The organism is Plantibacter sp. M259 (assembly GCF_006065115.1).
Taxonomy (GTDB): Bacteria; Actinomycetota; Actinomycetes; order Actinomycetales; family Microbacteriaceae; genus Plantibacter; species Plantibacter auratus.
In genome coordinates this window covers 484,008-497,667 of the sequence record NZ_CP040750.1, presented here as the reverse complement: position 1 = coordinate 497,667, position 13,660 = coordinate 484,008, and the positions used below count along the sequence as shown (strand labels likewise).

General features: G+C 71.3%; 7 protein-coding genes. 5 read left to right on the top strand and 2 right to left on the bottom strand.

All coding sequences use genetic code 11. From position 1 onward, the window contains the following. Positions 1 to 113: 113 nt before the first annotated feature. Positions 114 to 1,946, bottom strand: a complete 1,833-nt coding sequence (locus FGL15_RS02230; protein WP_138944783.1) for a sulfite reductase subunit alpha — start codon at positions 1,944 to 1,946, stop codon at positions 114 to 116. A 23-nt stretch (positions 1,947 to 1,969) separates the two neighbouring features. Further along, positions 1,970 to 7,552 (bottom strand): glutamate synthase-related protein, encoded by a 5,583-nt coding sequence (locus FGL15_RS02225; RefSeq protein WP_240773732.1) that lies wholly within the window; start codon positions 7,550 to 7,552, stop codon positions 1,970 to 1,972. A gap of 390 nt (positions 7,553 to 7,942) precedes the next feature. Here FGL15_RS02225 and mvk point away from each other — a divergent pair, with 390 nt between their 5' ends. Genes mvk through FGL15_RS02200 form a run of 5 tightly spaced genes read left to right on the top strand, consistent with a single transcriptional unit; the run spans position 7,943 to position 13,467 of the window. Beyond that, entirely contained in the window at positions 7,943 to 8,881 is a 939-nt protein-coding gene (gene mvk, locus FGL15_RS02220) for a mevalonate kinase (RefSeq protein WP_138944781.1), read from the top strand. Beyond that, complete coding sequence (gene mvaD, locus FGL15_RS02215) at positions 8,878 to 9,936, top strand: diphosphomevalonate decarboxylase (RefSeq protein WP_240773730.1); 1,059 nt, start codon at positions 8,878 to 8,880, stop codon at positions 9,934 to 9,936. Before mvk ends, mvaD begins: the two co-directional genes overlap by 4 nt. Next, positions 9,933 to 11,150 carry a phosphomevalonate kinase gene (locus FGL15_RS02210; protein WP_071262515.1) on the top strand — a complete coding sequence of 406 codons (1,218 nt, stop codon included), beginning with the start codon at positions 9,933 to 9,935 and terminating at the stop codon, positions 11,148 to 11,150. The genes mvaD and FGL15_RS02210 overlap by 4 nt, the downstream gene beginning before the upstream one ends. Next, positions 11,147 to 12,214 carry a hydroxymethylglutaryl-CoA reductase gene (locus tag FGL15_RS02205; protein WP_138944779.1) on the top strand — a complete coding sequence of 356 codons (1,068 nt, stop codon included), beginning with the start codon at positions 11,147 to 11,149 and terminating at the stop codon, positions 12,212 to 12,214. Before FGL15_RS02210 ends, FGL15_RS02205 begins: the two co-directional genes overlap by 4 nt. Before the next feature lie 59 nt (positions 12,215 to 12,273). Then, the gene (locus FGL15_RS02200) at positions 12,274 to 13,467 is read left to right on the top strand and encodes a hydroxymethylglutaryl-CoA synthase (RefSeq protein WP_138944778.1); all 1,194 of its coding nucleotides are present in this window, start codon (positions 12,274 to 12,276) and stop codon (positions 13,465 to 13,467) included. The last annotated feature ends 193 nt before the right edge of the window (positions 13,468 to 13,660 follow it).

Sequence of the window (13,660 nt, the reverse complement as noted above, 5' to 3'; positions counted from 1 at the left end):
GTGCTCAGGGACCGCGTGGGGTGCTCAGGGACCGGTGGTTGGGCTCAGGGACCGGCGACCGATGACCGGTCCCTGAGCCTGTCGAAGGGCCCTGCTCACGACCCCGGAACGCCTCAGTACACGTCGCGGATGTAGCGCTTCTCGCGCTTCAGCGTGTGCACGTACTCGGCCGCGGCCTCCGTCGAACGCCCGCCGTGTTCGGCGATGAGCTCGTGCAGCGCCTGGTCGACGTCCTTCGCCATCCGTGAGGCGTCGCCGCAGACGGCGAAGTGGCCGCCCTCTTCGAGCCAGGCGTAGAGCTCCTTGCCGTTCTCGCGCATCCGGGTCTGGACGTACACCTTCTCGCGCTGGTCGCGGGAGAACGCGAGGTCCAGACGGTCCAGCACGCCTCCGGTGAGCAGCTCGCCGAGTTCGTCCTCGTAGATGAAGTCGTGTGCCCGATGCTGGTCGCCGAAGAACAGCCAGTTCCGACCCGTGGCCCCGCGCTCGCGGCGCTCCTGGAGGAACGAGCGGAACGGTGCGATCCCGGTTCCCGGGCCGACCATGATGAGCGGCGCATCGTCGTCCGACGGCACCCGGAAGCCCGCGTTCGCGGAGACGAAGATCCCGCTCGTGGCACCCTCCGCGACCCGGTCGGCGAGATGCGTCGACGCGACGCCGCCGTGCAGACGGTCGCCGACCGCGTACCGGACGCTCGCGACGGTGAGGTGCACGCGCCCGTCGGCCGCCAGCGGACTGGACGAGATCGAGTAGGCGCGGTGCTGGAGCGGACGCAGCACGTCGAGGAGCGCGGCGGCGTCGAACCGGACCGCGGTGGAGCGCAGGAGGTCGAGGATGTCGCGGTCGCGCAACCAGGAGTCGAGCGTCTCCGCCTGGGCGAGCGCGAGGATCCCCGCCAGCTCCGAGTCCGGCGCGCGGTCGGCGAGTTCGGCCACGAGGTCCTTCGACGGGGTGCGGATCTCGAACCCGTGGGTGAGCCGGTCCGCCAGGGTCGAGCCGTCGACCGACTCGTCCGCGGCCGCGTCCAGTTCGGCGATGATGGCGTCGACGAGCGCCGGGTCGTTGCTCGGCATGACGCCGAGGGCGTCGCCGGCCGCGTACTCGATGCCGCTGTCGCCAAGGTCGAACTCGTAGTGCCGGATCTCCTTCGACGAGGCGGGCCCGGAGAGGACGCGGTTGACGGCGAGGGTCGCGCCGTACGGCGTCTTGCGGGTCCACGGTGAACGCGTGCGGCCGGGCTTCTTCGCCGGTTTGGCCGCCGGCGCGGGAGCGGGTGCTGCGTCGGCGTCCGTCGGGGCGAGGGCGCCGAACAGCGACAGCGCCTGCGTGGTCCACGCCGCGGCGGGCTCCTCGTAGTCGACGTCGCAGTCCACGCGGGCGAGGATGCGTTCCGCGCCGAGCTGCTCCAAGCGCGTGTCGATGAGCTTGCCCGCCTGGCAGAACCCGTCGTATCCGGAGTCGCCGAGCGCGAGCACGGAGAACTTCAGGCCGTCGAGGCGTGGTGCGGTGCTCGCCTGGAGCGTCTCCCAGAACAATTCGGCGTTGTCGGGCATCTCACCTTCTCCGTACGTGGAGGTGATGACGACGACGTGTCCCATAGCCGGGAGCCGGTCGACCTCGACGTCGTCGAGTCCGATCGTCGTCACCGCCACACCGTAGCCGGAGGCGGCTCGGCCGAGATCCTCCGCGATGGCCTCCGCGGTGCCCGTCTGCGTCCCGACGAGCACGTGCAGGGCGAGCTGCGGCGTGCGACCACCGGCGTCAGTGGCGTCGATCGCGCTGGAGCGGACACCGGCCAGGAAACCGGCGAGCCAGACCCGCTGCTCGGGGCTGAACGGCGCGTCCGCCGGGATGAACGGGTCGTCGGCGCTGCTGCCGAGCGCGGCGAGCGCCTCGAAGAGCACCGGGCTCGGGCCGTTCGCCGTCGGTGTCCGTGTCTCGGTCATGATCCCCTCCGGGCCGGGCGCGCTCATCGGCCACCCGCCAGCGTCAGTTCGGCCAGAGCGGCCGATGCAAGGAGTGCTTCGGTGCCACCGGTCGCTGCGGATCGGGCACGGTTCTTTGCGTGCTGGTGCATGATCCACCCCGTGGTGCCCGGGTGGTCGATCGACCGCACGTTCCGCAGGCGCAGGGCCTCCGTATAGTCGTGGAGTCGCTTCGCGGCGATCATGGCGGCGAGCGCCCCGTCGTCGTACCGCTCGAGCAGCTCTCGAGCCGCCCGCTGCACCCGCTGCATGACGAAGAAGTCCTCGGTGAGGATGAGCGTGCGGACGCTCGCCTGCACGAGCGGGTGCGACGGGTCGTCGACGCCGGGCGTGCGGGACAGCGCGACCTCCTGGGCGAGCTTCAGCACCGTGTAGCTCGTGAGGAGCGCGTAGACGTCCTGCGGGTCCGCCGCGGGCTCGCCGAGTCCGGGGGCGCGACCGCCGCGGACCGGTCGGCGGTCGCGGTAGTCGAGTTTGAAGGTGCGGAGCTGCTGTGCCGCGAGGGCCGCGCCGAGCTCGTCGAGGAGTTCCTTGCGGCTCTTGGCCGCGAGGATCGCGTCGCTGTCCTGGTAGAGGAGCAGCGCGCGGGGCATGCCGAACACGAACTGGTGCCTGGCCGTGTCCCAGTCGGCGAGCAACCGGGAGGCGAGCGGCGAGCCGGTCGCCTCGACGTGCCACTCCAGCAGCAGGAGCACGGCGGCCTCGTGGAACGCCGCCTGCTCGCCCTCGGTGATCGATCCGAGGAGGAGGGAGTCCGCGCTGACCTTGCTCGGCAGTTCGCCCCGCGGGTCGTACTGGTAGACGAAGCCACCGCTCATCCCGTTGCCGAAGCCGATCCCGAAGCCGCCGAGGTTCAGCACGGCGCCATTGGTCATGTATTCGCAGGCGTAGTCGCCGACGCCCTCGACGACCGCGGTGGCGCCCGAGTTGCGGACGGCGAAGCGGTCGCCGGCCTCGCCCTGGACGAAAGTGCGTCCGCCGGTCGCCCCGAAGAGCGCGAAGTTGCCGATGAGGACGTTGCCGCCGTCCTCCGAGCTGCCGCCGCCGGGGGAGAGGATCGCGATGGTGCCACCGGAGGCGCTCTTCCCGACGCCGTCGTTGCAGGTGCCGGTGTGCCGCCAGTGCAGGCCGTCGACGCAGAACGCCGCGTACGACTGCCCCGCGGAGTGCTCGGTGCGGATGGTCACGGTGTCGGCGGCGAGGGAACGGTGGCCACGGTCGTCGGTGACGACCGAGGGGATCGCCGCCGCCTGGGCGTCGTCGAGCTCGTGGTTGAGGATGCGCTCGAGGTCGATCGCGAGCTGCCCGCCGACGGAACGCCAGCGGTTGCCGAGGCGGATCCCACCGTCGGCGTCCTCGGCGCCCAGGTCGAGCGTCGTCCGGCCGTCGTCGAAGAGTCCTGCCCGTACCCGCTCGATGAGGGCGTCGTCGAGCGTGAAGTCCTTCTCCAGGTACACGGGGTCGGTGACGACGACCTCGGGGACGACCGCGAGCATGGCGCGCAGGTCGAGGTCCGCGACGGCTGCCGGGTGGTCGACGAGGTGGAGGAGGTCGGTGCGACCGCGGGCTTCGCGGAGCGAGCGGAGGCCGAGGATGGCGAGCCGCTCGCGGACGTCGTGCGCGATGTTCAGGAGGTACTGCGCGAGCGCGCGCGGGTCGCCGTCGAAGGTCTCCGGGTTGGTCGTGAGACCAGCCGGGCACTTCACGTTGCAGTTCTTCGCCATGACGCACTTGAGCATCATGAGCGCGGTGGTCCCGAACTCGAAGCTGTCGCCCCCGAGCAGGGCGGAGATGACGACGTCGCGACCGGTCTGGTGCGCGCCGGAGCAGCGCAGGGTGACCTTCGACCGCAGACCGTTCGCGCTGAGGGCCTGGTGGACCTCGGCGATGCCGATCTCGGCGCTGCGTCCGGCGTACTTGAGGCTCGTCACGGCGGCGGCGCCGGTACCACCGGTGTTGCCGGCCACGTTGATGACGTCGGCACCGGCCTTGGCGACGCCGACGGCGATCGTGCCGATGCCCTCGGAGGAGACGAGCTTGACGACGACGCGGACCCGTGCCGCCTTGCAGTCGTGGATGAGCTGCGCGAGGTCCTCGATCGAGTAGGTGTCGTGGTGCGGCGGCGGCGAGACGAGTTCGATGCCGGGCGTGCCACCCCGGGCGGCTGCGATGTCCACCGTCACCTTGGGAGCCGGGAGCTGACCGCCCTCGCCGGGCTTGGCGCCCTGGCCGATCTTGATCTCGAGCTCCTGCAGCATCGGGTCGGCGAGGTAGCCGGCCCAGACACCGAAGCGCCCGGAGGCGAACTGCTTGATGCGCGAGCCGCGGATCGTCCCGTAGCGGGACAGGTGTTCGCCACCCTCACCACTGTTCGACATCCCGCCGACCATGTTGGTGCCGTGCGCGACCGCCTCGTGCGCGGTCGCCACGAGGGCGCCGTGGCTCATCGCCCCAGACGCGAGGGATCGGGTGATCTCGCTCGCCGGCTGGACGAGGTCGGTCGAGATGCTCTCGGCACCCTCGACGAGCATCGAGAAGTAGTCGTCGGCGGACCCCGTCGCCTCGACGATGAGGTCGCCACCGGAGATCCAGTGACCCGTCACCTCGCCGCCGAAGCGGTGGACGTAGTACTCGCCGAGCGCCGAGACCCGGGTGAGGTCGCCCGCGAGCGGTCCCGTGAGCTGCAGCCGGTGCCGGCCCTGCTCGGTCCGCGTCGCACGCAGGCCACGGACGACGATCGAGGAGTTGCCGACGGGGCCGAGCCGGTCGAGCTCGCGCGCGAACTCCTCCGGGGTCGTCAGCCGGGTGATGTCCTCGGGCAGCACGAGCACGTCGCGGAGCGCGGCCGGGCGACGGCGCCGCTCGGTCGTCATCGACTGGACGAAAGAGCGGTAGCCGGGCGTGATGGTGAAGGCGTCGATCTCGTCGTCGTCGAGGGCGTCGAAGGAGGTGTGCTGGTAGGCGTCGTCGTCGATCCCGAACGCGTCCTCGAGGTTCCCGATGGTGTGGAGGCGCAGCGGGTCGTCGCCGAGCGTGCCGCCGTCGCGGTCGACGGCCGTCGTATCCGCTCGCGGCAGCTGCACGGGCTCCTCGGTGAGGTCGACGAAGCCGCGGACCGCGGTCGTCCCGTAGGAGTGGCCGGCGCCCTCGGCGCGTTCCTTGAACAGGCCGAGGAGCGGGACGTCCGCGTCGCTCGACGTCGTCAGGGCGCGCTGGTGCCAGGCGCTCGCCGTCCGGGCGATCCCGGCGAACCCGACGCCGCCGACGGGGGCGCGGAGGTGCGGGAAAGCGCGCGCGAGCACGGGGTCGCTCGTGTCGAGATAGTTCGGCTCGAAGAACTCGCCGCCGATGTAGCTTTCGACGGTGCAGAGGCCGACCCGGCCCATGGTCTTCAGGAGCGACTTCTCGGCGGCGTAGGCGAACCGGCGGAACGCTGCTTCCACCTCGTCGGGGTGCTGCTGCTCGGCACGCAGACGGACCGCGAGCGGGTGGACGGCCGACGCACCGAAGCCGAGGGCGGAGGCGACGTGGTGCGAGGACGGCAGCTGGCCGCTGTCGACCACGAGGGACACGCGGAGCCGGAGGCCGTCGTCGATGAGTCGCTGGTTGACGGCCGCCACGACGAGGATGAGTGGCAGGGCGGCACCCTCCGCGTGGACGCCACGGTCGCTGAGGATCGCGATGCCACCGTTCTCTGCGGCGAACCCGGCGACCTCCGCGGCCACGCGCTCGACGGCGGCCTCGAGCGCGTCGGCGTTCGCCTGCGCGTCCACCTCGGGCCGGTAGAGGATGTCGAACCACGCGACCGGCGACTCGTGCTGAGCGCTGAGGCGCCGCAGTTCGTCCTCGCTGACGATGGGGGATCGGAGGACGAGCTGCTTCGTTCCGATCGTGCCGCTGCCGGGCTTCGGGCCGAGCGCGACCCGGAGGGTCATGCCGTCCGCCTCACGGATGCTGTCGAGCGGCGGGTTGGTCACCTGGGCGAAGCGCTGCGAGAAGTACTTCGCCAGGCCGCCTTCCTGGTCGGACAGGGCGTTGATGGCGTTGCCGTAGCCCATCGCCGAGATCCGCTCCTTGCCCGAGGCGAGCATCGGGTCCGTCATGAACCGGAAGCTCTCCTGGTTGAGGGAGTACGCGACGTAGCGCTGCACCTGGCTCAGGCCACCGCGGTAGGCGAAGGCGTCGTCCGCCGAAGCCGTCGGTGCCGGCACCGGGACGCCCCGGTCCTCGAGCGCGTCGAGGTCGGTGGCCGATGCGGCGAGCATCGCCGGGTAGTCCTTGCGCGCCGCGAGGAGTTCGAGCGCCTCGCCCGTGCGGAGGCGCGTGCCCGTGCGGTGGTCGTAGGCGAGCATGCCGCCGGCCTCGATACGACCGCGGTGGACCACCTCGTCGTCCGGGAACGGCAGCTGCCCGGCCTCGGAGGTGACGCAGAGGTAGTCGGCCGTCTCGACGCTGCGCAACGGACGCAGGCCGAGGCGGTCGAGCCGGGCACCGACGGTCGTCCCGTCGTTGAAGATGAGCGCGGCCGGGCCGTCGTTCTTCTCCTCGACGAGCGAGAAGTACTCGAGCATCGCGCGCACCTCGCGGCTCAGGGTGCGATCGTTCTCCCAAGCCGGGGGCATGACGGACACGACCGCCTCGAGCAGTTCGAGGCCGTCCTCGACGACGCGGCTGTGCAGCGTCTGGTCGAGTCGCGAGCTGTCCGACTGGCCTCTGGCCCGGATGATCTTCCGGCCACGTGACGCCGCCAGCGCCGTCTCGGACAGGCGGTTCTTGCGGTCGGTGTTGAGCTCGCCGTTGTGCGCCATGAGGCGGAAGGGCTGCGCCATCGACGGGTGGGGAGCGGTGTTCGTCGAGAACCGGGTGTGGAAGGCGAGGGTCCTGACCCGGTGCAGGGGGTCGGCCAGGTCGGCGAAGTAGGGGATGACCTCGCCGGAGTTGAGGCGTCCCTTGAGGACCTGGGTGCGCGTGCTGAGCGACAGCGGGTAGAGGCCGTCGAGGGTGAGGTCCGTGTAGGCGGTCGCCTCGATCGCGAGCAGGGCCGCGTGCGCGCGCCGGTCGAGGTCCTCCGTGGAGGCGTCGTCCGAGGGCTCGAAGATCCACTGCCGGATCGGCAGCTGGTACTGCACGGCCTTCGGGCGCAGGACGGCGTTGACCGTCGGCACGGCACGGGCGAGCAGCACGGTGAAGCCGGCCTCGCCGAGCGAACGTTCGATGAGCGCCTCGGCGTCACCGATCCGACCGTGGTCGACCGGGAGGAAGACGTTCGCGACGCCGAACCGCCCGGCGACGAGCTGCTTGCCGACGAGGGAGCTGAAGAAGTCGACCGAGAGGTCGATCTGCACGCCCGCTCCGTCGCCGACGCCCTCGGAGGACATGCCGCCGCGGTGGGGGATGGCGCACAGGGCGGTGTCGCCGAGTGCGATGACGTCGTGGCTCTGCACGCCGTCCTTGCGGGTGATGAAGCCGACGCCGCAGTCGCTCTTGTCGGTCTGGCGATCGACGAGGTCGGGCAGGGGCGATGGTGCTGCGGTGCGCGGGCGCGGTGGAACGGAAGACGAGATCACGACGGGGTACCCCTCGGAATGCGGGCGCTGGACGGCCCGGAGACGGTGAGATGACGGGACCGGATCTACGTCGCTGGAGGGAGGGTCCGTGTCGACGCGGGCGCTGGGTGCGGCGGCCGTCGTCTGCATGAATGGAGGTGTTCCGATACTAACCGGGCCGTCCCGCCCACTCAACCGTAACGAGCCGAACCGGGCCGTTCGGCGTAGGCTGGGTGTTTCCGGTACGCATGGGACACGCCGTGAGCGCTCCGGCGGCTCCCGTCGACGGCCCATCGTGCAGCGCCCGGATGCGCTGCGGGACGGCTCACGAGCCTGCCCCGTGGTGGATCGGATCGCGACCGGACGACCGATGTGCAGCCAGCTGCATGTTTTTCGGACCAGAATGGTGAGATGACGACAGAGCACACGGCTGCGACCGGTCGCGGCTTCGCGCACGCCAAGGCGATCCTGCTGGGCGAGCACGCCGTCGTGTACGGGTCTCCAGCCGTCGCCCTGCCCATCCCGTCGCTCCGGGTCGAGGCGACCGCCCGACGCATCGACGGGGCCTCGGTCCTCGACACCGAGATCTCGCTCGGCCCGCTCGACGCCTCCGATCCGCTCGGGACCACCGTCCTCGAGACCCTCGCGCACGTCGGTGCCGCACCGGCCGGTGTCGAGGTCGTCGTCCGCGGGACCCTGCCGATCGGCAGAGGCCTCGGTTCGAGTGCCGCGGCCGCCAACGCGATCGTGGACGCCGTCGCCGACCTGCACGGCGTGGCGCTCGACGACGCCGACCGGTTCGAGCTCGTGCAGCGCGGCGAACGCGTCGCCCACGGGACGCCCAGCGGTCTCGACGCCCGGGCCACGAGCGCCTCGACGCCCATCCTCTTCACCGCCGGCCGCGTCGAGCATCCGCCGATCCGCTTCGGCGGCAGCTTCGTCGTGGCCGACACCGGTGCGCGCGGGTCGACCCGGAAGGCGGTCGCCGACGTCCGCGCCTTCGTCGAGCTGCACCCCGAGCGTGGTCGCGCGCTCCTGGCCGAGCTCGAACGCGGGACCGTGGCGGGCGTCGCCGACCTCGCCGCGGACCGCCGCGACGACCTCGGGACCCGCATGAACGCGGCGCGGGTCGTCCTCGACGAACTCGGCGCCGGCCACCCCGCCATCACCGCGCTCATCGCGGTCGCCGCGGCGAACGGCGCCCTCGGCGCGAAGCTCACGGGCGGCGGGCAGGGCGGATGCATCATCACCCTCGCCGCAGACCCCGCGTCAGCCCGACGCATCTCGCAAGCCCTCCTCGAGGCCGGAGCACTCGGCACCTGGACGATCGACGCGGAGGACTACGCGTGACCCTGACCCCGCAACAGCTCGCGACGACCGCCTCTGAGGAGGGCAGCGCGACCGCGCTGGCCAACCCCAACATCGCCCTCGTCAAGTACTGGGGCAAGCGGGACGAGGCGCTCATCCTCCCGTGGACCGGAAGCCTCTCACTGACCCTGGACGCAGCGCCCACGACGACGACGGTGCGACTGACGGACGCAGTCGACGACGTCGTGCTCCTCGGCGGACGAGCCCTCGAGGGCACCGCCCGCTCCCGCGTCACGCGCTTCATCGACCTCGTGCGCGCGCTCGCCGGCCGAGACGAGCGCGTCACCGTCGACTCCCACAACGAGATCCCCACGGGCGCCGGCCTCGCCTCCTCCGCCTCGGGCTTCGCTGCGCTGGCGCTCGCCGCATCGACCGCGTTCGGACTCGACCTCGATCGGCGTGCCCTCTCCCGGCTGGCCCGCCGTGGCTCGGGATCGGCTTCCCGTTCGATCTTCGACGGGATCGCCGTCTGGCACGCCGGGCACGACGACGAGAGCTCCTTCGCGGAGGCGGTCCCCGCGCCCGGACTCGAGCTCGGCATGGTCCTCACCGTCCTCGACGCCCGGGCCAAGTCGGTCTCCAGCCGCGACGGCATGCGGCGCACGGTCGACACCTCCCCGTACTACCCCGCCTGGGTCGAACGCACCCCCGTCGAACTCGAGGAGATGCTCGCTGCGATCGCCCGCGCCGACTTCACCGCGGTGGGCACGATCGCCGAGCGGAACGCGATGCGGATGCACGCCACGATGCTCGGCGCCGAGCCGCCGGTCAGGTACTGGGGACCGGCGAGCGTGGAACTGCTCGATCTCGTCGCAAACCTCAGAGGCGACGGCCTCGAATGCTATGCGACGATGGACGCCGGCCCGAACGTGAAGATCCTGTGTCGGGCCGACGCGGTCGACGAGCTCGCGACTCGGATCCTCGAGGCGCAGCCCGACATCGGCGTCATCCCCGCCAGAGCCGGACGGGGCGCGAGGCTCATCACCTCGGAGCCCGGCGGATCGGCGGGCGAGCAGACAACGGAAGGAGCGCGATGATCGAGATCAAGGCGCCCGGCAAACTCTTCGTGGCCGGCGAGTACGCCGTCGTCGAACCAGGGCACCCCTCCATCCTCGTCGCGGTCGACCGGTGCGTCACCGTCCGCCTCGAGGCGAGCGAGCACGAGGGCCGCATCTTCTCCGACCAGTACGGCCGGGCGCCCATCATCTGGCGTCGCAACCGCAACGGGGTCGTCGTCGAACACGAGGAACGCCCGCTCGACCACGTCCTCTCCGCCGTGAGCACGATGGAGACCCTCGTCGCCGAACTCGGCGTGGCGCAGCGGTTCTCCGCCCTGTCCATCACGAGCGAGCTCGACGACGCGAGTGGCCGGAAGTTCGGCCTCGGCTCGAGCGCGGCCGTGACGACCGCCACCATCCGCGCCCTCGACGAGTTCTACCAGCTCGACCTCACGCGGACGCAGATGCTCAAGCTCGCGATCCTCGCCACCATCGACGTCGCACCGGCAGCCTCCGGAGGCGACCTCGCGGCGAGCATGTTCGGCGGCTGGCTCCGCTACACCTCGCCCGACCGGGCCCGGCTGCGGGAGGTGCGCCACCGCGAAGGGGTGCTCGCCGCCCTCCGCGACCCCTGGGCCGAGCTGGGGCTCGAGCGCCTGTCGCCGCCCACCTCGCTCCGGCTCCTCGTCGGCTGGACCGGCGAGCCCGCTTCGACCACGCGTCTCGTCGATGAACTGCAGTCCCGCAAGTGGGCGGAGACCGCCCACTACACCTCCTTCCTCGCGGCCAGCCGCGCCGCCGTCGACGCCCTCACGATCGGCTTGAACGACGAGGACCCGGCCCTCGTGCTCGGTGCCGTCCGCTCCGCGCGCGCGACGCTCGCCGGTCTCGGTCGCGACGCCGGTGTCGACATCGAGACCGCCGCGCTCGCGCAGCTCTGCGACGCCGCCGAGCGCCTCGGCGGGGCGGCCAAGTCGTCCGGTGCCGGTGGTGGCGACTGCGGCATCGCGTTCATCGGCCAGTCCGTCTCCACCGCCGCCCTCGAAGACGACTGGTCGGCGCACGGCATCGAGCGGCTCCCGCTCACGGTGCACCCGCCGACCGGACTCATCGACGCCGCCCACAGCCCGTGGGGGCCGTCGGAGATCAGCCGGACCGACGACGACGCGGTCGAATCCATCAGATCCACCTACGCTCGTGCCTTCGCCGAGCAGCATGACGTCCTCCGGGGCGGAACGGAACCCCACGCATGAGCAACGAACCCGACGGCGTCGCACCGGTCCCACTCAAGTGGATCGGTCCGCTCCACCTGAGCGGCAACGTCATGGAGGGCGAGCAGGAGGTCCCGCTCGCCACCTACGAGAGCCCGCTCTGGCCGTCGGTCCGTCGGGGCGCCCGCATCTCCTCCATGGTCCCCGGCGGCATCCGCGCGACGCTCGTCGACGAGCGGATGAGCCGCTCCGTCCTGTTCGAGGTCGACTCGGCCGGCGACGCCCTGCAGGCGCTCCGCGAGATCGAGCGCAGCCTGCCCGAGCTGCAGGCCGTCGTCGCCCAGTCGAGCCACTTCGCAGAACTCATCGAGATCAACTCGCAGATCGCCGGCAACCTGCTCTTCCTGCGCCTCGAGTTCCGCACGGGTGACGCGTCCGGCCACAACATGGTCACGCTCGCGGCGGACCGTCTCATGCCGTACATCATGGAGCGTTGGCCGATGCTCCGGTACGGCTCGATCTCCGGCAACTTCTGCTCCGACAAGAAGGCGACCGCGGTCAACGGCATTCTGGGTCGCGGCAAGAACGTCGTCACCGAGATGACGATCCCGCGGGCGATCGTCGAGCGGTTCCTGCACACGACGCCCGAGCAGATCGTGCAGCTGAACGTGCGCAAGAACCTCGTCGGGACGATCCTCGCCGGTGGCCTGCGCAGCGCGAACGCCCACTACGCCAACATGCTGCTCGCGTTCTACCTGGCGACCGGCCAGGACGCCGCGAACATCGTCGAGGGCTCGCAGGGCGTCACGCACGCCGAGGTGCACGACGGCGACCTCTACTTCTCCTGCACCCTGCCGAACCTCATCGTCGGCACGGTCGGCAACGGCAAGGGGCTCGGCTTCGTCGAGGAGAACCTCGCCCGCCTCGGGTGCCGCGAGGACCGTGAACCCGGCGCGAACGCCCGGCGACTTGCCGTCCTGTGCGCTGCCGCCGTCTGGTGTGGCGAACTGTCACTCCTCGCCGCGCAGACCAACCCCGGCGAGCTCATGGCCGCCCACCTGAAGCTCGAACGCAGCGCGCAGACCGCAGCCGGCGCGCCCGCCTGACCCTCCCACCGCACCGGGGGACCGGTGCATCGTCGACGCTCGAACGGAGCACCCCGCACGTGAACACCAACCAGACCACCAGCCCCGCCGTCGGCATCGACGACATCGCCTTCGCGACCGGGGCGAACCGCATCGACCTCGCCGAGCTCGCGGGGCGCTTCGGTGTCGAACCCGCCAAGTACTACGTCGGTCTCGGCCAGAGCGAGATGAGCGTCCCGGCCGCCGACGAGGACATCGTCACGATGGCGGCCGCTGCTGCCGCGCCCATCATCGAACGCCACGGCAGCGACCGCCTCCGGACCGTCCTGTTCGCCACCGAGTCCGGGATCGACCAGTCGAAGTCCGCTGGCGTCTACGTGCACCGGCTGCTCGGCCTGCCGCAGGCGGTCCGGGTGGTCGAGCTCAAGCAGGCCTGCTACTCGGCCACCGCGGCGCTGCAGTTCGCCGCTGCGCTCGTGGCGCGGAACCCCGAGGAGACCGTCCTCGTGATCGCGAGTGACGTCGCGCGGTACGAACTGCACTCCAACGCCGAGCCGACGCAGGGTGCCGGGGCCGTCGCCATGCTCGTGGCCGCCGATCCGGCGATCCTCGAGCTCGAGACCGCGACCGGCGTCTACACGCAGGACGTCATGGACTTCTGGCGCCCGAACCACAGCGCGACGGCGATCGTCGACGGCAAGCTGTCCATCTCCGCCTACCAGGACGCGATCGAGGGTGCCTGGGCGGACTACCGGTCACGCGGCGGAGCGGACTTCTCCGAGGTCGACCACTTCTGCTACCACCAGCCGTTCACGAAGATGGCGATCAAGGCGCACCGGCACCTGGCCAAGTCGCTCGGCTCCGAGCGCACCCAGGAGGAGCTGGACGCACAGATCGAGCCGACGACCGGGTACAACCGCCGGATCGGGAACAGCTACACGGCCTCCGTGTACCTCGCGCTGCTCGCGCTGCTCGACGGCGACGACGACCTCACCGGTCGGCGTATCGCGTTCCTCAGCTACGGCTCGGGTGCGGTCGCGGAGTGCTTCAGCGGCATCGTGCGTCCGGGCTACCGCTCGGCTCTGCGGAGCGACCTGAACCGTGCGCAGCTCGATGCGCGGACGGTCGTCGACGACGCGCGCTACCTGCAGCTCCTCGAGGACGCGGCATCGGCCGACGTCCACGACTCCGACCGTCCGCGCGAGACCAGCGCGCCGTTCCGTTTTGCGGGCGTCGTCGGCGACCGCCGGCAGTACGAGCCCACCTCCGCCTGACCGCTCCTGCGCCCGAGCTCCCGTGGGTGGTCGCCAGCGCGGTGCGCTGACGTCACCGCGGGTCGGGGACGTGAGCGCGGGTCTCCGGAGGGGCGCGCTCACGCGTGTGCCTCGCGCTCGTGCCGGTTCCGCCGCGCTCGCGTCAGCGCACCGCGCCGACGCCGGGTTCGACACCCTCGCGTCAGCGCACCGC